Raw genomic sequence first — 23667 nt, forward strand, 5'->3', positions numbered from 1 at the left:
AAATTCTGTACTTGAACGACCGTCGTTTGGTTCGTGCGTCAGACCGCCTCGGCGCCGGAGATGATCTCGATCAGCTCCTTGGTGATCTGGGCTTGACGGGTTCGGTTGTAGATCTGGGTTTGCTTGCGAATCATTTCACCCGCGTTGCGGGTGGCGTTGTCCATCGAGCTCATCTGCGCGCCGTAGAACGAGGCGTTGTTTTCCAGGAGCGCGCGGAAGATCTGCACCGCGATGTTGCGCGGCAACAGGCCGGAGAGGAGCTCGTCCTCCTCCGGCTCGTATTCATAGGATGTGGTCGGCGCGTTCGCCGCTTTTTCCTCGACCACCAGCGGAATGATCTGCTGCGCGGTCGGGATCTGGGCAATCACCGACTTGAACTGCGCGTAGAACAGCGTGCAGACGTCGAACTCGCCGGCGTCGAAACGGGCCAGCACCTTCCTGGCGATGTCCTCGGCGTTGATGAAGCCGAGCTGACGAACGCCGCGCAGGTCGAGGTGCTCGACGATCTGCTTGTCGTAGAGGCGGCGGAGCTGCTCGTAGCCCTTGCGGCCGACGCAGAAGAATTTGACTTCCTTGCCCTGGGCAATCAGCGCCTGGGCGCGCTCGCGGGCGAGGCGCACGATCGAGGAGTTGAAGGCGCCGGACAGGCCGCGCTCGCCGGTGCAGACCAGCAGCAGGTGAACCTGGTCACGGCCGGTGCCGGCGAGCAGCGCCGGCGCACCGGGCGAGCCTGCAGCGGCGCCGGCGATGTTGGAGATCACGGCGCTCATCTTGTCGGCATAGGGCCTCGCCGCCTCGGCCGCTTGCTGGGCGCGGCGCAACCTGGACGCCGCGACCATCTGCATGGCCTTGGTGATCTTTTGCGTCGCCTTGGTGGAGGCGATGCGGACGCGCATGTCTTTAAGTGACGCCATTCTTCGTTCACCCCGGCGGTTCGGCCCTTACAGCCAAGCCACGAGCCTATCCCAGTCATCATGCCCGGGCTCGTCCCGGGCATCCACGTCTCATCTTCCACACGGCTAGGCGTGGATGGCCGGGACATCAATTGCGAAGACGCGCTTCGCGCTTTAGCCCGGCCGTGACGGTGTTCTTATGCGAAAGACTTCGCGTAGCCCTCGACCACCGACTTCAGCTTGGCAGCGGTGTCGTCGGTGAGGTCGCGGGTGTCGCGGATCGAATTGAGGATCTCGGTGTTCTTGCCGCGCAGCAGCGACAGCAGACCGTCCTCGAACGCGCGCACCTTGTTGACCGGAAGCGGATCGAGATAGCCGTTGGTGCCGGCCCAGATCACGCAGACCTGCTCCTCCATCTTCAGCGGCGAGAACTGCGGCTGCTTCAGGAGTTCGGTCAGGCGCGAGCCACGATTGAGCAGGCGCTGGGTCGAGGCATCGAGGTCGGAGCCGAACTGCGCGAACGCCGCCATTTCGCGGTACTGCGCGAGCTCGCCCTTGATCTTGCCGGCGACCTTCTTGGTGGCCTTGGTCTGCGCCGAAGAACCGACGCGCGACACCGACAGACCGACGTTCACCGCGGGACGGATGCCCTGGAAGAACAGGTCGGTTTCCAGGAAGATCTGACCGTCGGTGATCGAGATGACGTTGGTCGGAATGTAGGCCGACACGTCGTTGGCCTGGGTTTCGATGACCGGCAATGCCGTCAGCGAGCCGGAGCCCTGGTCCTTGTTCAGCTTCGCCGCGCGCTCGAGCAGGCGGGAGTGCAGATAGAACACGTCGCCGGGATAAGCTTCGCGGCCCGGCGGGCGGCGCAGCAGCAGCGACATCTGGCGGTAAGCGACGGCCTGCTTGGACAGATCGTCATAGATGATGACGGCGTGCATGCCGTTGTCGCGGAAGTACTCGCCCATGGTGCAGCCGGTGAATGGCGCGATGTACTGCATCGGCGCCGGATCCGACGCGGTGGCGGCGACGATGATCGAGTATTCGAGCGCGCCCTGCTCTTCCAGCACCTTCACGAACTGGGCAACGGTGGAACGCTTCTGACCGATCGCGACGTAGACGCAGTACAGCTTGATGTTCTCGTCGGGCTGCGCGTTGAGCGGCTTCTGGTTCAGGATGGTGTCGAGCGCGATCGCGGTCTTGCCGGTCTGACGGTCACCGATGATCAGCTCGCGCTGGCCGCGGCCGATCGGGATCAGGGCATCGATCGCCTTGAGGCCGGTCGCCATCGGCTCGTTCACCGACTTGCGGGGAATGATGCCCGGCGCCTTGACGTCGACGCGCATGCGCTTGTCGGCCTGGATCGGGCCCTTGCCGTCGATCGGATTGCCGAGGCCGTCGACAACGCGGCCGAGCAGGCCCTTGCCGACCGGCGCGTCCACGATGGCGCGGGTACGCTTGACGGTCTGGCCTTCCTTGATCTCGCGGTCGGCACCGAAAATAACGACGCCGACATTGTCGGTCTCGAGGTTCAGCGCCATGCCGCGGGTGCCGTTCTCGAACTCGACCATTTCACCGGCCTGGACGTTGTCCAGACCGTAGACGCGAGCGATACCGTCGCCGACGGACAGCACCTGTCCGACTTCGGAGACTTCAGCTTCCTGGCCGAAATTCTTGATCTGGTCCTTGAGGATCGCGGAAATTTCCGCGGCGCGGATGTCCATCAGCCTGCCTCTTTCATCGCGTGCTTGATCGAATTGAGTTTGGTGCGAAGCGAGCTATCGATCATGCGGCTGCCAAGCTTCACGACGAGGCCACCGATGATCGAGGGATCGATCTTCACGTTGAGCGCGACGTCCTTGCCGGTCACCGACTTCAGGGCGACCTTGAGGGCGTCGAGATTCTTGTCCGAGAGCGCCTCCGCCACGGTGACATCCGCGGTCGCCTCGCCCTTGAACTTGGCGAGAAGGGCGCGATAGGCGCGAATGACGTCAGCCACCACGAACAGGCGGCGGTTGGCGGTCAGCACTTTCAGGAAATTGGCGGAGATGCCGGCGATGCCTACCTTGTCCAGGACGGCCGAAAGGGCCCTGGACTGGGCATCGGCCGCGAACACAGGGCTGCGGACGAGGCGCTTGAGATCGGCGCTTTCATTCAGCAGACCCTCGAACCGCTCGAGATCGGCCTTGACCTCGTCGACCACCTTCTGGTCGCGGGCCAGTTCAAACAAGGCCGTTGCATAACGGCCCGACACACCTGAAACGGACGTATCTTCTGCAGCCACAGACGCGCTCTTTTAGCTGTCAAATTCGCAAGGGAAAAACCGTCGCCACGAAGCGGCGCCTAGCGATCCAAGCCCTTGGAATTCAAGCGGGACTTTGATTCTCGGCCGACACGGGACGTGCCGGGTCCGTTAAAATCGCGGCTTTGCTAACATAGCAGGCGCGCACGTGCAACATGACGGCAACTTAAAGGCCCGGCAGTTTCCCGCCAGTTCGTCGCACGCTGCGGTCATCGATCGCCGGCCGCCAGCAACCTGCCGTGAACCTGCCATGCCACGGAATTGCCACGACCGTTACGTCGGCAAGTGGCCCATTCGTTCCTGCCCTCAGCGCATAGCGGCCATGAACACGGCTCGCTGAGGCGTGACCAGATCCGCGCCGCGCTCGTCCGTCGAATACTTATCGAATTCTAAATGTTGAAGCCGACGACTTCCATCTACAGTATTCTGAAGTAATACTTGGGTTAACAAATTGTTAAAGCGAAAGATTACGGAACATCCCCGGGAATATCCGCGCGGGTCACAAGATATTTCATCACGACACATAACAGAACTACTGCCCAATTCATGCCTCATTAGGAATCGAAACGCCAACCCGCTCACAAACTGATGGGGGCTCCACTGGCCACATATGTGGCAATACTAGCGTAGGGACCACTAAATGCTGTCTTTGAAGACGCTGGGCGCTCTGACCCGGCCGCCTACGGCGATCGCTTTCGCCGCCGCAACTCTCCTCGTCGGGGGAACTGCCACCGAAGCTTCCGCCAAATCCAGGCATCACCACAGCTACTCTCACCATCAACACCGCCACCACGCCCAGGACGATACCAACGCGACCTCCGATTGGCGCAACGCCAGTGCGTCGATGACGCCGTCGTCGGGCACGGGCCGCAGCTTCTCGGGCATGGCGTCCTTTTACGGCAACGAGTCCGGCAGCCGCACCGCCTCGGGCCAGCGCTTCAACCAGAACGCCATGACCGCAGCGCACCGTTCGCTGCCGTTCGGCACCAAGCTGCGCGTCACCCATGGCGGCTCGAGCGTCATCGTCACCATCAATGACCGTGGCCCGTTCGTGCGCGGCCGCGTGCTCGACCTCTCCACCGGCGCTGCCCGCGCCATCGGCCTCACCGGTGCCGGCGTCGGCCGCGTCACCGCGGAAGTCGTCTCCTAACGGCGCGCTGAGCGCCTCACCTCGCACGCGCAGTTTTCATCATCGTCCGCATGGACATGAGCAGTTTGATGCGCGCGTGAGACAAGCCCGTGGTCTTGGGGGACCGCGGGCTTTTTGTTTGCTGTCATGACGCACGTGTCCCGGACAAGCTGCAACGCCGCTTGGCGTTGCGGCGCAGAGCCGGGACCCAGAAGCCGCGAGTTCCCTTGCGACATGGCCCCCGGCTCTGCAGCGCACCGTCGAAGAGACGCTGCGCCGCGTCCGGGGCACGAGAGGAGAGAGCGATCTCTTACAAAAAGCTCTGCGGATCGACGTCGACCTCGAGTTTTTGATTGCCCTTCGGCTTCGGGCACACCGCGAGCCAGTTCCGCAGATAGTCGGAGAGATCAAAACCGCGCGCCGATTTCACCAGGATGCGGAAGCGGTAGCGGCCCTTGATCACGGCAAGCGGGGCTTCGGCCGGGCCCAGCACCACCACGCGCTCGTCGCGCGGCGCGAGCGCAACGAGCTTGCGGCCCAGGCCTTCTGCGCTCGGACGGTCGCCGGCCGAGATGATCAGGCTCGCGAGCCGGCCGAACGGCGGATAGAGCGTCTTCTCGCGCAGATCGATCTCGCTGTCGTAGAAGGCCTCGCGGTCGCAGGCGATCAGCGCCTTCATCACGGGGTGATCCGGCTGATGGGTCTGGAGATAGCCGACGCCGCGGCCCTGCTCACGCCCGGCACGGCCGATCACCTGGTTGAGCAATTGCCAGGTCCGCTCCGCCGCACGCGGATCGCCATTGGAAAGGCCGAGATCCGCATCGACCACGCCGACCAGGTTGAGCCGCGGAAAATTGTGGCCCTTGGCGACGAGCTGCGTGCCGATGATGATGTCGACGCGGCCCTCCGCGATCTCGGCAAGCTCCGAACGCATCGTCTCGATCGAGGTGATGAGATCGCTCGACAGCACCATCGTGCGCGCCTCCGGAAACAGCGCGGCCGCCTCCTCCTGCAGGCGCTCGACGCCGGGCCCGACCGCGACCAGCGATTCCTCCGCCGCGCAATGCGGGCAGGTCTGCGGACGCGGCATCGAGAAGCCGCAGTGATGACAAACGAGACGCTGGCGAAAGCGGTGATCGACCAGCCAGGCATCGCAGATGGTGCAGGCGAAGCGATGGCCGCAGGCGCGGCAGAGCGTTAGCGGCGCATAACCGCGGCGATTGAGGAACAGCAGCGCCTGCTCGCGCTTCTCGATCGCGGTTCTGATCTCCCCGGCCAGCCGCGGCGAGATGAAGCGGCCGCGCGCGGGCGGCTCGCGGCGCATGTCGATCGCCTCGATATGCGGCATGTGCTGGCCGCCGAAGCGCGACGGCAGCGCGATGCGTTGATAGCGGTTCTTGCGCGCATTGACCTCGGACTCGACCGACGGCGTGGCAGAGGCCAGCACGATCGGGATCTTGGCGATATGTGCGCGCACCACCGCCATGTCGCGGGCGTGATAATGCACGCCCTCGTCCTGCTTGTAGGCCTGGTCGTGCTCTTCATCGACGACGATGAGGCCGAGATTGGCGTAAGGCAGAAACAGCGCCGAGCGCGCGCCGACCACGACCGGCGCGGTCCCTTCCGAAATCGCGGCCCAATTGCGCGCGCGGGTGCGCGGCGTGAGCTCGGAGTGCCACTCGATCGGGCGCACGCCAAAACGTTGCGCGAAACGATCGAGAAACTGGCCGGTGAGCGCGATCTCCGGCATCAGGATCAGCGTCTGCTTGCCGCGGCGGATCGATTCCGCAACGGCTTCGAAGTAGACCTCGGTCTTGCCCGAGCCGGTGACGCCGTCGAGCAGTGCGACGTGGAAGGTGCCGTTGGCCGCGAGCGCGCGCATCGCATCCACGCCGGCCCGCTGCAGCGGCGAAAAATCCGGCCGGCCGAAATCCGGATCGGGCGCTGGCGGCGGAGGCGGGGGCGGCATCGGCTCGACCGTGAGCGTGCCCTCGTCGACGAGGCCGTCGATCACGCCGGCCGACACGCCGGCTTCCTTCGCGGCCTCGGATTTGGCGTGCAGCAGCCGGTCCGACAGCACCTCGATCACGCGCTGACGTGCCGGCGTCAGCCGCCGCGGGGGATCGCCGGCCAGACGCACGCCGGCACGCACGCGCTCGGGCCCGAGATGCTCGCCCATCCGCAGGCACATGCGCAGCACCATGCCACGCGGGCTCAGCGTGTAATTGGCGACCCAGTCGACGACCGCGCGCAGATCACCCTTGAGCGGGGGAAGATCGAGCTTCTCGTTGACCTCCTTGAGGCGGTTGTGGAGGCGCGGATCGGGATTGGCGTTTTCCGCCCAGACCACGGCGAGCACCTCGCGAGGCCCGAGCGGCACGCCGACGAGATCGCCGGCCTTCAGCTCCATGCCGCGCGGCACCTTGTAGGAATAGGTCTGGTCGAGCGCGACCGGCACCAGCACGTCGACCATGCGGGTCGCGGTGGCGGGGGCGGTCTGGCTGCGCGACGAATGATCCATGAATGATTTTTGGACGGAGAATCGGAACCTGGGGGAGTTGAGGCTAGCGCCGTGGCGTCGCCTTAGCGAACAGTAAACGGGTGTGATGCGATATACTGTGCGGAATCATTACGTCCAGAGCGCATGAGCAAAGCGGCCGCCCCTCCAATCGAGCTCGCCAGCGCCGATCCTGACATCGCGCAGGAGATGGCACGCTGGCTGGCGCATCTCGGCGCCGAACGGCGGCTGTCGCCGAAGACGCTGGAGGCCTATGGCCGCGACTTGCGGCAATGCCTGGATTTCCTGTGCAGCCATTGGGGTGAACGCGTGACGCTGGCGCGGTTTGCGTCGCTGGAAGCCACCGATATCCGCGCCTTCATGGCGATGCGGCGCGCCGACGATATTGCCGGCCGTTCCCTGATGCGCGCGCTCGCGGGCCTGCGCTCCTTCGGCCGCTTCCTGGAGCGCGAAGGCAAGGGCAAGGTCGGAGCACTCTCCGCGATCCGCGCGCCGAAGGTCGCCAAGACCTTGCCGAAGCCGCTGCCGATGGCGTCGGCAAAGCGCCTGGCTGACGCCGACGAGCGCGCCGGCGAGGATCGCGAGACCTGGATTCTGGTGCGCGACGCGGCCGTGATGGCACTGCTGTATGGCTCGGGCCTGCGCATCTCCGAAGCGCTGGGCCTGAAGCGCCGCGAGGTGCCGAAGGCAGGCGAAGGCGACGTGCTGATCGTTACAGGCAAGGGCAACAAGACCCGCATGGTGCCGGTGCTGCAAAACGTGCTCGCGCTGGTGCAGGAATATGTTGCGATGTGCCCGTATGCGCTGCCACAGGACGGGCCGATCTTCGTCGGCGCCCGCGGCGGTCCGCTGAGCCCGCGGATCATCCAGCTCGCGATGGAGCGGCTGCGCGGCGCGCTTGGACTACCCGACAGCGCTACGCCGCACGCGCTGCGGCACTCATTCGCCACGCATCTGCTCTCGCGCGGCGGCGATCTGCGCGCGATCCAGGAATTGCTCGGCCATTCCTCGCTCTCGACCACGCAGATCTACACCGGCATCGATTCCGAGCGGCTGCTGGAAGTCTATGCGAGCGCGCATCCAAGGCGCTGACACCTGACATGAAGCTGTCATAGCAGGCTCTGTTGGCGAGCATGCCTCTTGCGCAGGCCGCGCGGTTCGGTCAATCGTTGCGGAACCGAGGCAGGAGGGATTTATGAGCGCACACGAAAGCATGGAGCACGCCGAGCATGCCGAGCACGCATCCGGCGAGAACAAGAAGATCGCCCTGTTGATCGCGGTGCTGGCGCTGTTCCTGGCGATCTCCGAGACGCTCGGCAAAGGCGCCCAGACCGAGTCGATCAGCAAGAACGTCGAGGCCTCCAACCTCTGGGCGTTCTTCCAGGCCAAGAGCATCCGCCGCACCGTCGTCCAGACCGCCGCCGACCAGGGCAAGCTGACACTGGGCGCCGCCACCGACGACGCCATGAAGGCCGCGGTGCAGAAGCAGATCGACGATTGGCAGAAGACCGCGGCGCGCTACCGCTCCGAGCCCGAGACCGGCGAAGGCACCGAGCAGCTCGCCGAGAAGGCCAAGGAAGCCGAGCACGTGCGCGACGAGGCGACCGCGAAGTACCATCACTTCGAGCTGGCGTCGGCCGCATTCCAGATCGGCATCGTGCTGGCGTCGGCCACCATCATCACCGGCATGCTGCCGCTCGCCTGGATCGCCGGCCTGCTGACGCTCGCCGGACTTGGCATGACCGTGCTCGGCGCATGGTCGCCGCATTTGTTGCATCTGCACGGGTGAGGGGCGCTGCCACGCACACCGCTGTCATGCCCCGGCTTGGCCGGAGCATCCAGTACGCCGCAGCTCCTCGGTTCTAATCTCGCTGTCTCTGGAATACTGGATCGCCCGCCCCAGTGCGCAAGTGCGCACAAGGCGGGCAACGACAGTGAGTGTGTGGCGAACGGCTACCGCGCTTCGTGCACGCTCTTGCGGAAGCGCTGGATCAGGCGGAGCGTGCGCGAGGACCAGCCTTCGCCGTTGCCTCTGACGAGCTCCTTGATGCGCCGCTTGACCGGATCGACGATCTCGGCGGCCTTGGCGCGCAGCTTCAGCACCAGCTCGTAGAGCCGCTCGAACCAGTGCATCTCCAGAAGCTTGTCGCGCGTGACGTCGAACACGAAGGCGGTGACGCCGACGCCGAGCATCTTGGCGAACAGGATCGTGAAGAGCGCGCTGGTCCAGTATTCATGCGTGAGCAGCCACAGGCCGACCAGCTTGAGCGGAAACAGCGGGATGATCGGGACGACGAAGACGATCAACGTCATCGCCGGGGAGAGCGCGTCGACGCGCTCCGAAAGCCAGTCCTTGAACCGGGCGAGCGGGATCAGCGCGACAACCCGCGCAACGATCGGCTCGCAATGGTCCCACAGCCAGGCTTCGATCAAAAAGATGATCGCCAGCAGGATCCAGACCGGTTGAAGAAGGCGGCGCAGCATGTGTTTCCCGCCCGATTCGGCTCTGGAACCGAACCTACATATGGATGGCCCGCTTGCCGACTGCAAGCGCGGCTTCCTTGATGGCTTCCGAGCGGGTCGGATGCGCATGGCAGGTACGCGCGAGATCCTCCGCACTGCCGCCGAACTCCATGAGAACGCAGGCTTCATGGATCATTTCGCCGGCCTCGATGCCGATGATGTGCACGCCGAGCACGCGATCGGTCTTCGCATCCGCGAGGATCTTCACAAAACCGTCAGTGGTCTGATTGACCTTGGAGCGGCCGTTGGCGGTAAAGGGAAACTTCCCGACCGTATAAGCCACGCCGGCCTGCTTCAGCTCTTCCTCGGTCTTGCCGACGCAGGACACTTCCGGGGTGGTATACACGACGCCTGGAATAACGTCGTAGTTCACGTGACCGGCCTGGCCCGCAATGATCTCCGCAACCGCCACGCCTTCATCCTCGGCCTTGTGCGCGAGCATCGGGCCGGCGACGACGTCGCCGATGGCATAGACCCCCTTCAGGCTGGTGGCGAAATGCGGATCGATCTGCACGCGGCCACGGGGATCGAGCGCGACGCCGGCTTCCTTCAGGCCGAGCCCGTCGGTGTAGGGCACGCGGCCGATGCAGACGAGCACGACGTCGGCTTCGAGCGTCTCGGCGGCGCCGCCGGCCGCCGGCTCGATGGTCGCCTTCAGCGTCTTGCCTGAGGTATCGACCGCGGTGACCTTGGCACCGAGCTTGAACGCAAAGCCCTGCTTCTCGAGGATGCGCTGGAATTGCTTGGCGATCTCGCCGTCCATGCCGGGCAGGATGCGGTCCAGAAATTCAACGACAACGACCTCGGCACCGAGCCGCTTCCAGACCGAGCCGAGCTCGAGCCCGATCACACCGGCGCCGACGATGAGAAGCTTGCCCGGGACCTTGTCCAGCGACAACGCGCCGGTCGACGACACGATGCGCTTCTCGTCGATCTCGATGCCCTTGAGGCGCGCGATGTCCGAACCGGTGGCAATCACGATGTTCCTGGTCTCGATCACCTGCGACTTGCCGTCGGCGGAGACTTCGACCTTGCCGGTGCCCAAAATCTTGCCGGTGCCCTTGAGCACGTCGACCTTGTTCTTCTTCATCAAGAACTCGACGCCCTTGACGTTGCCGTCGATGCCCTGCTGCTTGAAGTTCATCATCGCCGGCAGCTCGAGCTTCGGCGTGGAGACGGACACGCCCATCTTGGCAAAGGAGTGCCCGGCTTCCTCGAACATCTCGGAGGCGTGCAGCAGCGCCTTCGACGGCATGCAGCCGACATTGAGGCAGGTGCCGCCGAGCGTTGCGTCCTTTTCGACCACGGCGACCTTCATGCCGAGCTGGCTGGCGCGCACCGCGCAGACATAACCGCCCGGTCCGGTGCCGATGACGACGAGATCGTAGGTAGCCATGAGAGAAAGTCCCGTAAGTTTAGCGTGATGAGGATGTGTCAACGTCCGCGCGGCGCGTTAGCGTCCGCCGGACACATCGAGAATGGCTGAGGTGACGTAGGAGGCATCGTCCGACATCAGCCAGACGATGGCATTGGCGATTTCATCGGCGGTGCCGACGCGCTTCATCGGCACCAGATGGGCCAGGCGGTGGTGCCGGTCCGGCTCGCCGCCGGAGGCGTGGATTTCGGTGTCGATCAGGCCGGGGCGAATACCGGCGACGCGGATGCCTTCGCTGGCGACCTCATAGCCGAGACCGATGGTGAAGGAATCGATCGCACCCTTGGATGCGGCGTAATCCACGTAAGTGTTCGGCGCGCCGAGCTTGGCAGCAACCGATGACAGATTGACGATGACGCCGCCCTTGCCGCCATGCCTGGTCGACATCCGCTTCACCGCTTCGCGCGCACAGAGGATGGAGCCGGTAACGTTGACCGCCATGACGCGCTGGATGCGCTCGGCCGACATCTCGTCGACGCGCACGCCGCTCTTGCCGACGATGCCGCCATTGTTGACAAGTGCGGCAAGCGTGCCGAACTGGTCGGCTTGCTTGAACAGGTCGACGATATCGCTTTCCTCGCCGACATCGCATTTCACCGCGATGGCCTTGCCGTTGCCGGCCATGATCGCGGCGACGACCTCGTCGGCGGCCTTCCTGTTGCTGGCATAGCCGACCACGACGCGGTAGCCGCGCGCGGCTGCCGCAAGCGCGGTCGCCCGCCCGATGCCGCGGCTGCCGCCGGTGATGACAACGATTTTATCGGTCACGCGCGCCTCCATGGTTCGACACACGCCGTCGCGCAAAGCGGCGACGGCGCTGGCAGAGCATCGGGGATCAGAGGTCCAGCACCAGGCGCGCCGGATCTTCCAGGCTCTCCTTGACGCGAACCAGGAAGGTCACGGCTTCCTTGCCGTCGATGACGCGGTGATCGTAGGACAGCGCCAGATACATCATCGGGCGGACCTCGACCTTGCCGCCGACGACCATCGGGCGATCCTGGATCTTGTGCATGCCGAGAATGCCGGACTGCGGCGCGTTCAGGATCGGGGTCGACATCAGCGAGCCGTAGATGCCGCCATTGGTGATGGTGAAGGTGCCGCCCTGCATCTCGTCGATCTTGAGCTGGCCGTCACGGGCGCGGCGACCGAAATCGGCGATGCCCTTCTCGATGTCGGCAATCGACTTGTTGTCGCAATCGCGCACGACCGGCACGACCAGACCCTTGTCGGTGCCGACGGCGACGCCGATGTGGTAGTAGTTCTTGTAGATCAGGTCGGTGCCGTCGATCTCGGCGTTGACGGCCGGGATGTCCTTCAGCGCCTGCACGACGGCCTTGGTGAAGAAGCCCATGAAGCCGAGCTTCGAGCCGTGCTTCTTCTCGAACGCATCCTTGTAGTGGGCCCGCAGCGCCATGACGTTGGTCATGTCGACCTCGTTGAAGGTCGTCAGCATGGCCGCGGTGTTCTGCACGTCCTTGAGGCGGCGCGCGATGGTCTGGCGCAGGCGGGTCATCTTGACGCGCTCTTCGCGGGCGGCGTCGTCGGCCGGCGAGGCGCTGCGCACCTGCACGGCGGCGGCGGGCTGGTTGACCGGGGTCGGCGCAGACGCCGCACGCTCGATCGCGGCGAGCATGTCGCCCTTGGTGACGCGGCCATCCTTGCCCGAGCCCGGAACGGTCGAAGCATCGACGCCGGTCTCGGCGGAGAGTTTTCGCACGGACGGGGCGAGCGGCGCATCGGCCGGCGGCGCCTTCGCAGCCGGAGCGGGAGCCGCAGCAGCAGGCGCCGGAGCAGCGGCGGCGGCCTTGGCGGGAGCAGCAGCCGGCTTTGCACCGGCGGCACCTTCGGTGATCTGGCCGAGCAGCGCGCCGACCGCAACGGTCGTACCGTCAGCGGCGATGATCTCGCTCAGCGTGCCGGCGGAGGGCGCCGGGACCTCGATGGTGACCTTGTCGGTCTCGAGCTCCACCAAGGGCTCGTCGACGGCGACGGGATCGCCGGCCTTCTTGAACCAGCGGCCGATGGTGGCCTCGGTGACGGATTCGCCGAGCGTCGGCACACGAATTTCAGTCATGGTCTTTTCCTTAAGGGATCGCCAATGCGGTCGTGAATTTCATACGTCATTGCCCGCCTTGTGCGCGCTTGCGCACGGGGGCGGGCAATCCAGTACGCCGAGACTTTCGTGATTAAAACGAGCGCCGCGGAATACTGGATGCCCCGCCCTTGTGCGCGATTGCGCACTGGGCGGGGCATGACGACGTCTTGAAAACTTCTTAGCTCAATGCTTCGTCCAGGAACGCCTTCAACTGCGCCTGATGCTTGGACATCAGACCAGTGGCGGTCGCGGCGGAAGCGGCGCGGCCGACATACCGCGGACGCCGGCTCACGCCGTTCACCTGGTTCAGCACCCATTCCAGATAGGGCTCGATGAAGTGCCACGCGCCCATATTGCGCGGCTCTTCCTGGCACCAGATCACTTCGGCCTTCTTGAAGCGGGACAGCTCCGCCACCAGCGCCTTCAGCGGCACCGGATAGAGCTGCTCGACGCGCATCAGGTAGATGTCGTCGATGCCGCGCTTCTCGCGCTCCTCGTAGAGGTCGTAATAGACCTTGCCCGAGCACAGCACGATCCGGCGGATCTTGTCGTCCGGAACGAGCTTGTTGGCCTCGCTCGGCTGCATCTGGGCGTCATCATAAAGGATGCGGTGGAACGTCGTTCCCTTCGCGAGCTCCTCCAGACGCGACACCGCGCGCTTGTGGCGCAGCAGCGACTTTGGCGTCATCACGATCAGCGGCTTGCGGATCTCGCGATGAAGCTGGCGGCGCAGCACGTGGAAGTAGTTCGCGGGCGTGGTCGGATAGACTACCTGCATGTTGTCTTCCGCGCACATCTGCAGATAACGCTCCAGACGCGCCGAGGAGTGCTCCGGCCCCTGGCCCTCATAGCCGTGCGGCAACAGGCAGACGAGACCGGACATGCGCAGCCATTTGCGTTCACCCGAGGAGATGAACTGGTCGAACACGACCTGCGCACCGTTGGCGAAATCGCCGAACTGGGCTTCCCACAGGGTCAGCGTGTTCGGCTCGGCCAGTGAATAACCGTATTCGAAGCCGAGCACGGCTTCTTCCGACAGCAGCGAGTTGATGACCTCGTAATGGCCCTGCTCGTGGCCGAGATGGTTGTACGGCGTGTAACGGCTCTCGTCCTCCTGGTCGATCAGGACCGAGTGGCGCTGCGAGAAAGTGCCGCGCTCCGAATCCTGGCCTGACAGGCGCACGTGGTGATTCTCGTTGAGCAGCGTGCAGAACGCCAACGCCTCGCCGGTTGCCCAGTCGATGCCGGCGCCGGTGTCGATCGCCTTCGAGCGGTTCTCGAGAAACCGCTGGATGGTGCGGTGAACGCGGAAACCGTCCGGCACCTTGGTGATCTTGCGGCCGATATCCTTCAGCGCGGTGACGTCGACGCCGGTGACGCCGCGCCGCGCATCCTCTTCCTGGTCCGCGATCTTGAACCCGGCCCACTTGCCGTCGAGCCAGTCGGCCTTGTTCGGCTTGTAGGAGGTGCCGGCCTCGAACTCGGCATCGAGCCGCGCGCGCCAGTCGGCCTTGGCCTTGTCGACCTCGCCCTCGGTCATCACGCCTTCGCCGATCAGGCGGCGGGCGTAGAGCTCCAGCGTCGTCGGATGAGCCGCGATCTTCTTGTACATCACCGGCTGGGTAAACGCCGGCTCGTCGCCTTCGTTGTGGCCATGCCTGCGGTAGCAGAACATGTCGATGACGACGGGCTTGTGGAATTTCTGCCGGAACTCGGTCGCGACCTTGGCCGCGAACACTACGGCTTCCGGATCGTCGCCGTTCACGTGGAAGATCGGCGCGTCGATCATCTTCGCCACGTCCGACGGGTAAGGCGAGGAGCGCGAATAGCGCGGATAGGTGGTGAAGCCGATCTGGTTGTTGACGATGAAGTGCACGGAACCGCCGGTGCGGTAGCCCTTCAGGTCCGACAGACCAAAACATTCCGCGACCACGCCCTGGCCGGCGAACGCGGCGTCGCCATGCATGAGCAGCGGCATCACCGAGATGCGCTGGTCCGGCGGATCGCCGTGCTGGTCCTGCTTGGCGCGAACTTTTCCGAGCACGACGGGATCGACGATCTCGAGATGCGAAGGGTTGGCGGTCAGCGACAGATGGATGCGGTTGCCGTCGAACTCGCGGTCCGAGGACGCGCCGAGGTGGTACTTGACGTCGCCCGAGCCTTCGACCGCGTCGGGATTGGCCGAGCCGCCCTTGAATTCATGGAACAGCGCGCGATGGGCCTTGCCCATCACCTGCGTCAGCACGTTGAGGCGGCCGCGATGCGGCATGCCGACCACGACTTCCTTCACGCCGAGATTGCCGCCGCGCTTGATGATCTGCTCGAGCGCGGGGATCAGCGATTCAGCGCCGTCGAGGCCGAAGCGCTTGGTGCCGGTGAACTTGGTATCGCAGAATTTCTCGAAGCCTTCGGCTTCGACCAGCTTCATCAGGATGGCGCGACGGCCTTCGCGGGTGAAGGAGATTTCCTTGTCCGGTCCCTCGATGCGCTCCTGGATCCAGGCCTTCTGCGCGGCATTGCTGATGTGCATGAACTCGACGCCGAGCGTCTGGCAATAGGTGCGCTCGCAGATCGCGGTGATCTCACGCAAGTTGGCGTATTCGAGACCGAGCACGTGATCGAGGAAGATCTTGCGGTCGAAATCGGCCTCGCTGAAGCCGTAGGTGCGGGGATCGAGCTCTTCGCGGTTGCGCGGAGCTTCGATGCCAAGCGGATCGAGCTTGGCGTGGAAGTGGCCGCGCATGCGGTAGGAGCGGATCAGCATCAACGCACGGACGGAGTCGCGCGTGGCCTGGAGCACATCTGCGGAAGAGACATCCGCGCCCTTGTCAGCCCCCTTGGCTTGCGCCTTGGCGGCGATCTTGGTGCCGATCGCCTTCTCGACCTCGGCCCAGTTGCCGTCGAGCGCGGAGGTCAGGTCGTCCTTCGGGGTCAGCGGCCAGTTGGCGCGTTCCCAGGACGGGCCTTCGGCGTTCTTGCGGACGACAGCGGGCTGGTCGTTGAGGCTCTTGAAGAACTCCTGCCACTCGGCGTCGACCGAGGACGGGTCCTTCTCGTAGCGGGCGTAGATTTCGTCGATGTAGGTGGCGTTGGTGCCCTGCAAAAAGGATGAGAGGGCAAAGGCTGCGTTCGCGTCTTGGCGAGACATACTTGAGTTCCTGGCGATTTCGGTTCGCGCATAACAAACGGCGCTCACGCTGAGCTCCCCGGCAGGGGCTCAGCGCGACAGGCACCATTTATCCTATTTGCTGCGAAACTTCGCCCGGAAAAGCACGAAGGAGTGAATTAGCCTTTCAACTTTTCGGCAAGCGTGTGGCCAAGACGCGCGGGAGACGGCGACACTGTAATCCCTGCGGATTTCATCGCGTCGGTCTTGGAGCCGGCATCGCCCTTGCCACCGGAGATGATCGCGCCGGCATGGCCCATGCGGCGGCCGGGAGGTGCGGTCACGCCGGCGATGAAACCGACCATCGGCTTCTTGCGGCCGCGCTTGGCCTCGTCCTTGAGGAACTGGGCGGCGTCTTCCTCGGCGGAGCCGCCGATCTCGCCGATCATGATGATCGATTCGGTCTTGGGGTCGGCCAGCAGCATTTCCAGGACGTCGATGAACTCGGTGCCCTTGACCGGGTCGCCGCCAATGCCGACCGCAGTGGTCTGGCCGAGGCCTTCCTGGGAGGTCTGGAACACGGCTTCATAGGTCAGCGTACCCGAGCGGGAGACGATGCCGACCGAGCCGGTCTTGAAGATGTTGGCCGGCATGATGCCGATCTTGCATTCGCCGGCGGTCATGACGCCCGGGCAGTTCGGCCCGATCAGGCGCGACTTGGAGCCGGCCAGCGAGCGCTTCACCCGGACCATGTCAATGACCGGGATGCCCTCGGTGATGCAGACGATCAGCGGGATCTCGGCGTCGATGGCTTCGCAGATCGCGTCCGCGGCACCCGGCGGCGGCACGTAGATCACCGATGCATCCGCGCCGGTCTTCTCGCGCGCCTCGCGCACGGTGTCGAACACCGGCAGGCCCAGATGGGTCGCGCCGCCTTTGCCCGGAGAGGTGCCGCCGACCATCTTGGTGCCATAGGCAATCGCGGCCTCCGAGTGGAAGGTACCGTTCTTGCCGGTAAAGCCCTGGCAGATGACCTTGGTGTTCTTGTCGATCAGGATGGACATGAGGTCTGCTTTCGCGAAACTAACGAGTGAGAGGTCAGTGGATGCGGCGGTAGACGCCGGTGAGCACGTCAGCCCAGCCTTCCGCGTCCGGCGAGAACTGGATCTTCAACGAGTAGGAATTGTCGTCGATGATCTCGTAGACGTGGCGCGCATTGCCGCGGAGCGAGCCGCGCACCAGCGTCAGGGTCTTGCCGACCCACCCGCCGGAGGCGGGCGAGGGCGGCGTGTAGCCGAGTGAATCGTACCAGAACAGTTTGTAGGTCCGGTCGTCGCGGTCCCAGGTGAAGAGGCCGTGAGTGGCGAAGCTCTGCTTGCCCTCACGCATCTGCACCGAGTCCTGGATCAGATAGAAGCCATTGAGATCCATGCGCGCCACGATGCGCGAGGTCGCCGGCCCGCCTTCCATCCAGCGCGACGGAAAGACCACCTCTTCGCCGTTCCATTCACCGGCGAACGCGGCGAGACGCGCATGCTCTGCAAGTGGGGCTGATGCGGAGAGATGGTCCTGGGTCATGGCCTTAGCCTCCCTTGACGGCCTTCACGATCTTCTGCGCGGCGTCGTCGAGATTGTCGGCCGGCACCACGTTCAGGCCGGATTCACGGATGATCTTCTTGCCGAGCTCGACATTGGTGCCTTCGAGGCGAACCACAAGCGGCACGCTGAGGCCGACCTCGCGCACGGCGGCGGTGACGCCCTCGGCGATCACGTCGCACTTCATGATACCACCGAAGATGTTGACCAGGATGCCCTTCACGTTGGGATCCGCGGTGATGATCTTGAACGCGGCCGCCACCTTCTCCTTGCTGGCGCTGCCGCCGACGTCGAGGAAGTTCGCCGGCGCCATGCCGTAGAGCTTGATGATGTCCATCGTCGCCATGGCGAGACCGGCGCCGTTGACCATGCAGCCGATATTGCCGTCGAGGGTGACGTAGTTGAGGTCGTACTTGGACGCCTCGATTTCCTTGGCGTCTTCCTCGGTCTCGTCGCGCAGCGCGAGCACATCGGGATGACGGAACAGCGAATTGTCGTCGAACGACACCTTGGCGTCGAGCACGCGGAGCTGGCCCTGCTTGGTCACGACGAGCGGGTTGATCTCCAGCATCGACATGTCCTTGGCGACGAAGGCCGCATAGAGCTGCGCGGTGAGCTTCTCGGCCTGCTTGGCGAGATCACCGGAAAGCTTCAGCGCGTTGGCAACGGTGCGGCCGTGATGGCCCATGATGCCGGTCGCGGGATCGACCGAGAAGGTCACGATCTTCTCAGGGCTATTGTGCGCGACGTCCTCGATGTTGACGCCGCCCTCGGTCGAGACCACGAACGAGACGCGCGAGGTCTCGCGGTCGACCAGGATCGAGAGATAGAATTCCTTCTCGATGTCGGAGCCGTCCTCGATGTAGAGGCGGTTGACCTGCTTGCCGGCGGCGCCGGTCTGGATCGTGACGAGGGTGGCGCCGAGCATCTGCTTGGCGAATTCGGTGACCTCGGCGGCCGACTTGGCGATGCGGACGCCGCCCTTGTCGCCGGCCGAGGCTTCCTTGAACTTGCCCTTGCCGCGGCCGCCGGCATGGATCTGGCTCTTCACCACCCAGACCGGGCCCGGAAGGGCCTTGGCGGCGGCTTCCGCGTCAGCGGCCTTCAGGACCGGAACGCCCTTCGAGATCGCTACGCCGAACTCGCTCAGCAGCGCTTTGGCCTGATATTCATGGATATTCATATGGTCGCTCCCTGAACCCGCGGGCGGAGACCCCTAGGGGCCCACCTCAGTCTTGTGGCTGGCATACCATATACCACAGGAACTGCAACCCGGATTCTATGACATCGAAATCGCGGAACCGGAACCCGCCAGCCTTCACCAAGAGTTGCAGCCGGGGTCCGGAAATGAAACCGCCGAAGACCGGGTTTCGATCTTCGGCGGGATTGGTTGGCCCTTAGCGGCCGAGAAGATCGGGTGCGATCTTCTTGCAGGCATCGACGAGGCCCTGCACCGCGCCGACCGACTTGTCGAAGGCCTCGCGGTCCTTGCCCGCAAGCTCGATCTCGACCACGCGCTCGACGCCCTTGGCGCCGATCACGACGGGGACGCCGACATACATGTCCTTCACGCCGTATTCGCCGTTCAGGTACGCCGCCGAGGCCAGCACGCGCTTCTTGTCGCGCAGATAGCTCTCGGCCATCGCGATTGCGGAGGCCGCCGGCGCGTAGAAGGCCGAGCCGGTCTTGAGCAGGTTGACGATCTCGGCGCCGCCGTTGCGGGTGCGGTCGACGATCTCGTCGAGGCGCGCCTGCGAGGTCCAGCCCATCTTGACGAGGTCGGGCAGCGGGATGCCGGCAACGGTCGAGTACTTCACCAGCGGCACCATGGTGTCGCCATGGCCGCCGAGCACGAAGGCGGTGACGTCTTCAACGGAGACGTTGAACTCGTCGGCCAGGAAGTAGCGGAAGCGCGACGAGTCGAGCACGCCGGCCATGCCGACGACCTTCTTGTGCGGCAGGCCGGAGGCCTTCTGCAGCGCCCAGACCATCGCGTCGAGCGGGTTGGTGATGCAGATGACGAACGCGTCGGGGGCGTACTTCTTGATGCCGGCACCGACCTGCTCCATGACCTTGAGGTTGATGGAGAGGAGGTCGTCGCGGCTCATGCCGGGCTTGCGTGGCACGCCGGCAGTGACGATGCAGACCTTGGCGTTGTCGAGCGCTTCGTAGGAGTTGGCGCCGGTGTAGTGCGCGTCAAAACCGTCGACCGGCGAGGACTGCGCGATATCCAGCGCCTTGCCCTGTGGCACGCCCTCGGCGATGTCGAACATCACGACGTCGCCCAGTTCTTTCAGGCCGATGAGGTGAGCCAGCGTTCCGCCGATCTGGCCGGAGCCAATCAAAGCAATCTTGTCGCGCGCCATGTGAACCTGTCCTTTAGACACGTGAGGAGGAAAAACTGAATGGGTGGTTATCCCTTTCGCTTCCGCCGTTCAAGTCGCCGGATGCTCAATTGTCGGGCTTGCCGAGATTGCAGCCAGCATACCCCGTCCGTCATTCCGGGATGCGCCGACAGGCGCAGGCCCGGAATCCATTGGGCGGCCGAGTTGGTGGCACGACGGATTCTCGGGTGCGCGATTGCGCACCATAGCTCGCGACTTCGTCGCGCCCCGGAATGACACCGGCTGGAGGCGGCGGCGAGGATAGGACTTAAGTCTCCACCAGGCCCTTGGTAGAGCCGCTGGCGGTGGAATCCTTGCGGCCGTGAGGCAGCGCCAGATAGGATTCCGAGCTCATCTCGATCAGGCGCGACGCGGTCCGCTTGAACTCGTTGGCCTCATTGCCCTCATCGGCGAGGTAGAGCGAGATCGGGTTGGCATCGGCCGAGGCCATCAGCTTCACGGCATTGTCATAGAGCGTGTCGATCAGCGTGATGAAGCGCTTGGCCGCGTTGCGCTGAGATAAGTCCATCACTGGAATATGGTCGACCAGAATGGTGTGATAGTCGTGCGCGAGCCTGAGGTAGTCGGATGCGCCCAGCGGCTTCTCGCAGAGATCGGCGAAGGCAAAGCGCGCCACGCCATGGGCCGAGCACGGCACGTGCAGGATGCGGCCCTTGATCGAAATGTCGCGCGACTTGCATTTGGCGTTGCCGGTCATCTTCGACCAGGCGCGGTCGAGCGCGGCGTGGGCGTCGCCGTCCGCCGGCGTCAGCCACATCGGCACGCCCTGAAGTTTCTCGAGCCGGAAATCGGTGCGCGCGTCGAGCCGCCGCACGTCCATGTGGTCGGTGATCTGCTTGATGAAGGGCAGGAACAGCGCGCGGTTCAGGCCGCCCTTGTAGAGATCGTCGGGCGCGACGTTGGAGGTCGCGACCACGACGGTGCCGAGCTCGAACAGCTTTGCGAACAGGCGGCCGAGGATCATCGCGTCCGCAATGTCGGTGACGTGGAACTCGTCGAAGCAGAGCAGCCAGCTCTCCTCGAAGATCGCATGCGCGGTCAGCGCGATGACGTCGCCGTCGGCGGTCTCGCCACGCGCGATGCTCTGGCGATAGTCGTAGATGCGCTCATGCACGTCCGCCATGAATTCGTGGAAATGCGCGCGCCGCTTGTGCTCGACGGTCGAGTGCTGGAAGAACAGATCCATCAGCATGGTCTTGCCGCGGCCGACCTCGCCATGGACGTAGAGCCCGCGCGGCGCCTCGTCCTTGTCGCCGCCGTTGAACAGGCGGGCGAGCAGCCCCTGCTTGCGCGGCGGCTTGTAGCTCGCGAGCCTGAGGTCGAGCGCCGCATAGGCCTCGGCCACCTCGGCCTGTGCAGCGTCGGGCTCGATCGCGCCGGAGGCAATCTGGGTTTGATAGACTTCGCTGAAGGAGGAACTGGGCGTGGAGAGCATCGCTCTTTACCGCCAGAGACCGGCGGAAATTGCAACTGCGTATTGGCGCAACGGCTTATGCGTCCCGTCCTTCGCGGGCAGATGGCGCGGAGGAGAAGGACCTACCTGCAGGTCTGTTGGGTCCGCCGAACGGATCTATTGTTGCGCTCAACTGGGCTAGAATGTACCTATTGAGGAACCAAGGAACCTCGGCATGGCACTTAGCATCAAGGACCCCGAAACGGAGCAATTGGCCCGGAGCCTGGCGCAATTGACCGGCGAGAACATCACGACAGCAACCAGGCGCGCCATTGAGGAGCGATTACGCCGGCTGGGCGGTCAAACTCACAAAGACGCGTTACTGCAGGACATGGCCGAGATCAGGCGACGCTGGAGCGAAATGCGAGTCGTGGATGACCGCACGCCCGAGGAAATTCTCGGATATGACGAGCATGGATTGCCGCGCTGATGGTGATTGATACGTCGGCGATCGTGGCAATCGCGCTCAACGAAGACGATGCAGCAGATATTGAGCGACTGATCGTGGATGATCCGATCCGCCTGATCTCCGCGGCAACCGTACTTGAAGCAACTATGGTGATCGAGACGCGACTGGGCGATGCGGGTGGCCGCGAGTTCGACCTTTGGCTCGTCAAGATCGGCGCCGAGATCGTGTCGGTCGATGCCGGACAAGCCGATGCAGCACGGCGCGCGTGGCGGCGCTACGGGAAGGGGCGTCACGCCGCGTCTCTCAACTACGGTGACTGCTTTTCGTACGCGCTGGCCATCACCCGCAGCGAACCATTGCTGTTCAAAGGCGAGGACTTTGCGAAGACCGACATCAACCGATCGGGCGTGGCGCCGCTGCGATAGCGCGCCGAGGTGAAGACCTTACTCGCACAGCTCGTAGGCGTCCTCGACCACATACGGGCCGCCGCCGGTCGACGCGCGCGACGAGAACAGCACGAACCGCTCGGCCGTGAACGCCTTGCTCGGGAAGTAGCCGCGCAGCGACAGATAGTCGGCGACGTCGCGGTCGGTGGCGTCATGCAGCCGGGCCAGCGTGACATGCGGAATGAATTTGCGCCCCTCCGGATCGAGGCCGATCCGCTGCATCAGGCGCTCGAGTTCGGCCTGCAATTCCATCAGCGGCTTGCTCGGCGTGATGGTGGCAACCACCGCGCGCGGCTTGCGGCCGCCGAAGCTTTGCAAGCCCTGCACTTTCACTTCGAAAGGCTTGCGGTCGACGCGAAACAGCATCGATGCGATCTCGTTGGCGGAGACGCCGTCGATGTCGCCGATGAAGCGCAGGGTGACGTGATAATTTTCGGGATCGATCCAGCGGGCGCCTGGAAGGCCACCTCGCAAATTGGAAAGCGTCTGGCAGACCTCGGCCGGGATTTCCAGACCAGTGAACAAACGCGGCATCGTTTCGCACTCCCGATGCTTGGGCATGATCCGAGGGTAAGGATCATATCCAAATTTTAGAGCCGGCGACGAATCATCTGTACTTCAATTCCTATCGCAGTTGTGTGACTCTGCGAAGAGTGCCCGAGGCTACACCGGGAAAACCCTGGTTGTCAGGGTTGGCGCTGCCTGCTTTTCAGCGGCGTTGCTCGCCGATCGTGCGCAGGAATGCCTCTACCGTGGGCAGCATGTTGTCGACGATGACGTCGACGCCTTCGGCAGTCGGGTGAATGCCGTCGGCCTGGTTGAGCTTGGCGTCGGCCGCGACACCGTCGAGGAAGAACGGATAGAGCGGCACGTCGAACTGTTTCGCCAGATCCGGATAAATCGAATTGAAGCGCGCGCCATAATCCGCGCCCAAATTCGGGGGCGCCTGCATCCCACACAGCATCACGGCGATCTTGCGCGCCTTGAGACGCCCGACGATGTCGGTCAGCGCCGCGCGCGTCAAGCCGGGGTCGATGCCGCGCAGCGCGTCATTGGCGCCGAGCTCGAGGATGACGCCCTCGGTTCCGTCGGGCACCGACCAGTCGAGCCGGTCGCGCCCCCCCGACGAGGTGTCGCCGGACACGCCCGCGTTGGTCATGTCCACGGCTATACCTTTGGCTTGCAAGGCTTTTTGCAGCCTGGCCGGAAACGCGTCCTGGGCCGGAAGGCCGAGACCGGCACTCAAGGAATCGCCCAAAACAACAAGCTTGATCGGCTTGGTCGCTTCTGCCCAAGCCGGGTTCACGACCGTCATCAAAGCGAGCATCAACACGGCTATGTGCATGAAGAATCT

At 64.3% G+C, this 23667-nt stretch carries 21 protein-coding genes; 5 read left to right on the plus strand and 16 right to left on the minus strand.

Annotated elements, in window-relative coordinates; genetic code table 11:
- Window positions 1-38: 38 nt before the first annotated feature.
- The 3 genes from ABID58_RS00175 to ABID58_RS00185 all read right to left on the minus strand — a co-directional run bounded on the left by ABID58_RS00175 (window position 39) and on the right by ABID58_RS00185 (window position 3180).
- Window positions 39-914, minus strand: a complete 876-nt coding sequence (locus ABID58_RS00175; RefSeq protein WP_148755136.1) for a F0F1 ATP synthase subunit gamma — start codon at window positions 912-914, stop codon at window positions 39-41.
- A gap of 176 nt (window positions 915-1090) precedes the next feature.
- Window positions 1091-2620, minus strand: coding sequence for a F0F1 ATP synthase subunit alpha (atpA, locus tag ABID58_RS00180; RefSeq protein WP_148755135.1), 1530 nt, complete (start codon window positions 2618-2620; stop codon window positions 1091-1093).
- Window positions 2620-3180 (minus strand): F0F1 ATP synthase subunit delta, encoded by a 561-nt coding sequence (locus tag ABID58_RS00185; protein WP_354031115.1) that lies wholly within the window; start codon window positions 3178-3180, stop codon window positions 2620-2622. Before ABID58_RS00185 ends, atpA begins: the two co-directional genes overlap by 1 nt.
- Window positions 3181-3838: 658 nt before the next feature.
- Here ABID58_RS00185 and ABID58_RS00190 point away from each other — a divergent pair.
- Window positions 3839-4348, plus strand: coding sequence for a septal ring lytic transglycosylase RlpA family protein (locus ABID58_RS00190; protein WP_148755133.1), 510 nt, complete (start codon window positions 3839-3841; stop codon window positions 4346-4348).
- Window positions 4349-4637: 289 nt separating this feature from the next.
- Here ABID58_RS00190 and ABID58_RS00195 read toward each other — a convergent pair whose 3' ends face one another.
- Window positions 4638-6848, minus strand: a complete 2211-nt coding sequence (locus tag ABID58_RS00195) for a primosomal protein N' (protein WP_354031116.1) — start codon at window positions 6846-6848, stop codon at window positions 4638-4640.
- A gap of 123 nt (window positions 6849-6971) precedes the next feature.
- Here ABID58_RS00195 and ABID58_RS00200 point away from each other — a divergent pair, with 123 nt between their 5' ends.
- Entirely contained in the window at window positions 6972-7937 is a 966-nt protein-coding gene (locus ABID58_RS00200; RefSeq protein ID WP_148755131.1) for a tyrosine recombinase XerC, read from the plus strand.
- Between the two features lie 103 nt (window positions 7938-8040).
- Window positions 8041-8634, plus strand: a complete 594-nt coding sequence (locus ABID58_RS00205) for a DUF4337 domain-containing protein (RefSeq protein WP_148755130.1) — start codon at window positions 8041-8043, stop codon at window positions 8632-8634.
- Window positions 8635-8798: 164 nt separating this feature from the next.
- Here the strand turns inward: ABID58_RS00205 and ABID58_RS00210 are convergent, their stop codons facing one another.
- The 10 genes from ABID58_RS00210 to zapE all read right to left on the minus strand — a co-directional run bounded on the left by ABID58_RS00210 (window position 8799) and on the right by zapE (window position 21440).
- On the minus strand, window positions 8799-9329 hold the full coding sequence (locus ABID58_RS00210; protein ID WP_354031117.1) for a hypothetical protein: 531 nt from the start codon (window positions 9327-9329) through the stop codon (window positions 8799-8801).
- 34 nt (window positions 9330-9363) lie between these two features.
- Complete coding sequence (lpdA, locus tag ABID58_RS00215; RefSeq protein WP_148755128.1) at window positions 9364-10764, minus strand: dihydrolipoyl dehydrogenase; 1401 nt, start codon at window positions 10762-10764, stop codon at window positions 9364-9366.
- Window positions 10765-10821: 57 nt separating this feature from the next.
- Entirely contained in the window at window positions 10822-11583 is a 762-nt protein-coding gene (locus tag ABID58_RS00220; protein WP_148755127.1) for an SDR family oxidoreductase, read from the minus strand.
- A gap of 55 nt (window positions 11584-11638) precedes the next feature.
- Window positions 11639-12877: a 2-oxoglutarate dehydrogenase complex dihydrolipoyllysine-residue succinyltransferase gene (gene odhB, locus ABID58_RS00225; protein ID WP_354031118.1), complete on the minus strand. Its 1239-nt coding sequence runs from the start codon at window positions 12875-12877 to the stop codon at window positions 11639-11641.
- A gap of 199 nt (window positions 12878-13076) precedes the next feature.
- Entirely contained in the window at window positions 13077-16046 is a 2970-nt protein-coding gene (locus tag ABID58_RS00230) for a 2-oxoglutarate dehydrogenase E1 component (RefSeq protein ID WP_354031119.1), read from the minus strand.
- Window positions 16047-16183: 137 nt separating this feature from the next.
- Window positions 16184-17068 carry a succinate--CoA ligase subunit alpha gene (gene sucD / locus ABID58_RS00235; protein ID WP_148755124.1) on the minus strand — a complete coding sequence of 295 codons (885 nt, stop codon included), beginning with the start codon at window positions 17066-17068 and terminating at the stop codon, window positions 16184-16186.
- 34 nt (window positions 17069-17102) lie between these two features.
- Entirely contained in the window at window positions 17103-17582 is a 480-nt protein-coding gene (locus ABID58_RS00240) for a DUF1579 family protein (protein ID WP_148755123.1), read from the minus strand.
- A gap of 4 nt (window positions 17583-17586) precedes the next feature.
- The gene (gene sucC, locus ABID58_RS00245) at window positions 17587-18783 is read right to left on the minus strand and encodes an ADP-forming succinate--CoA ligase subunit beta (protein ID WP_148755122.1); all 1197 of its coding nucleotides are present in this window, start codon (window positions 18781-18783) and stop codon (window positions 17587-17589) included.
- A 214-nt stretch (window positions 18784-18997) separates the two neighbouring features.
- A complete protein-coding gene (gene mdh / locus ABID58_RS00250) occupies window positions 18998-19966 on the minus strand; it encodes a malate dehydrogenase (RefSeq protein WP_148755121.1) in 969 nt (322 codons plus the stop codon).
- A gap of 286 nt (window positions 19967-20252) precedes the next feature.
- A complete protein-coding gene (gene zapE / locus ABID58_RS00255) occupies window positions 20253-21440 on the minus strand; it encodes a cell division protein ZapE (protein ID WP_354031120.1) in 1188 nt (395 codons plus the stop codon).
- 193 nt (window positions 21441-21633) lie between these two features.
- Here zapE and ABID58_RS00260 point away from each other — a divergent pair, with 193 nt between their 5' ends.
- Both ABID58_RS00260 and ABID58_RS00265 read left to right on the plus strand, forming a co-directional pair.
- Window positions 21634-21888 carry a type II toxin-antitoxin system VapB family antitoxin gene (locus ABID58_RS00260; RefSeq protein ID WP_148755119.1) on the plus strand — a complete coding sequence of 85 codons (255 nt, stop codon included), beginning with the start codon at window positions 21634-21636 and terminating at the stop codon, window positions 21886-21888.
- Window positions 21888-22292, plus strand: coding sequence for a type II toxin-antitoxin system VapC family toxin (locus ABID58_RS00265; RefSeq protein ID WP_148755118.1), 405 nt, complete (start codon window positions 21888-21890; stop codon window positions 22290-22292). Before ABID58_RS00260 ends, ABID58_RS00265 begins: the two co-directional genes overlap by 1 nt.
- A gap of 18 nt (window positions 22293-22310) precedes the next feature.
- Here ABID58_RS00265 and thpR read toward each other — a convergent pair whose 3' ends face one another.
- Window positions 22311-22847, minus strand: a complete 537-nt coding sequence (gene thpR, locus ABID58_RS00270; protein ID WP_354031121.1) for an RNA 2',3'-cyclic phosphodiesterase — start codon at window positions 22845-22847, stop codon at window positions 22311-22313.
- A gap of 175 nt (window positions 22848-23022) precedes the next feature.
- Window positions 23023-23658: an arylesterase gene (locus ABID58_RS00275; protein WP_354031654.1), complete on the minus strand. Its 636-nt coding sequence runs from the start codon at window positions 23656-23658 to the stop codon at window positions 23023-23025.
- Between the last annotated feature and the right edge of the window lie 9 nt (window positions 23659-23667).

The sequence above is a fragment of the Bradyrhizobium sp. S3.2.6 genome (assembly GCF_040546885.1).
GTDB classification, from domain to species: Bacteria; Pseudomonadota; Alphaproteobacteria; order Rhizobiales; family Xanthobacteraceae; genus Bradyrhizobium; species Bradyrhizobium cytisi.

Excerpts from the sequence above, each read along its gene's own strand:
- ABID58_RS00190 (WP_148755133.1), top strand. The coding sequence starts at position 3,839 with ATGCTGTCTTTGAAGACGCTGGGCGCTCTGACCCGGCCGCCTACGGCG.
- ABID58_RS00220 (WP_148755127.1), bottom strand. The coding sequence starts at position 11,583 with ATGGAGGCGCGCGTGACCGATAAAATCGTTGTCATCACCGGCGGCAGC.
- lpdA (WP_148755128.1), bottom strand. The coding sequence starts at position 10,764 with ATGGCTACCTACGATCTCGTCGTCATCGGCACCGGACCGGGCGGTTAT.
- zapE (WP_354031120.1), bottom strand. The coding sequence starts at position 21,440 with ATGCTCTCCACGCCCAGTTCCTCCTTCAGCGAAGTCTATCAAACCCAG.
- thpR (WP_354031121.1), bottom strand. The coding sequence starts at position 22,847 with ATGCCGCGTTTGTTCACTGGTCTGGAAATCCCGGCCGAGGTCTGCCAG.
- odhB (WP_354031118.1), bottom strand. The coding sequence starts at position 12,877 with ATGACTGAAATTCGTGTGCCGACGCTCGGCGAATCCGTCACCGAGGCC.
- sucD (WP_148755124.1), bottom strand. The coding sequence starts at position 17,068 with ATGTCCATCCTGATCGACAAGAACACCAAGGTCATCTGCCAGGGCTTT.
- ABID58_RS00200 (WP_148755131.1), top strand. The coding sequence starts at position 6,972 with ATGAGCAAAGCGGCCGCCCCTCCAATCGAGCTCGCCAGCGCCGATCCT.
- mdh (WP_148755121.1), bottom strand. The coding sequence starts at position 19,966 with ATGGCGCGCGACAAGATTGCTTTGATTGGCTCCGGCCAGATCGGCGGA.
- ABID58_RS00175 (WP_148755136.1), bottom strand. The coding sequence starts at position 914 with ATGGCGTCACTTAAAGACATGCGCGTCCGCATCGCCTCCACCAAGGCG.
- atpA (WP_148755135.1), bottom strand. The coding sequence starts at position 2,620 with ATGGACATCCGCGCCGCGGAAATTTCCGCGATCCTCAAGGACCAGATC.
- ABID58_RS00210 (WP_354031117.1), bottom strand. The coding sequence starts at position 9,329 with ATGCTGCGCCGCCTTCTTCAACCGGTCTGGATCCTGCTGGCGATCATC.
- ABID58_RS00260 (WP_148755119.1), top strand. The coding sequence starts at position 21,634 with ATGGCACTTAGCATCAAGGACCCCGAAACGGAGCAATTGGCCCGGAGC.
- ABID58_RS00275 (WP_354031654.1), bottom strand. The coding sequence starts at position 23,658 with ATGCACATAGCCGTGTTGATGCTCGCTTTGATGACGGTCGTGAACCCG.
- ABID58_RS00265 (WP_148755118.1), top strand. The coding sequence starts at position 21,888 with ATGGTGATTGATACGTCGGCGATCGTGGCAATCGCGCTCAACGAAGAC.
- ABID58_RS00230 (WP_354031119.1), bottom strand. The coding sequence starts at position 16,046 with ATGTCTCGCCAAGACGCGAACGCAGCCTTTGCCCTCTCATCCTTTTTG.
- ABID58_RS00195 (WP_354031116.1), bottom strand. The coding sequence starts at position 6,848 with ATGGATCATTCGTCGCGCAGCCAGACCGCCCCCGCCACCGCGACCCGC.
- sucC (WP_148755122.1), bottom strand. The coding sequence starts at position 18,783 with ATGAATATCCATGAATATCAGGCCAAAGCGCTGCTGAGCGAGTTCGGC.
- ABID58_RS00240 (WP_148755123.1), bottom strand. The coding sequence starts at position 17,582 with ATGACCCAGGACCATCTCTCCGCATCAGCCCCACTTGCAGAGCATGCG.
- ABID58_RS00205 (WP_148755130.1), top strand. The coding sequence starts at position 8,041 with ATGAGCGCACACGAAAGCATGGAGCACGCCGAGCATGCCGAGCACGCA.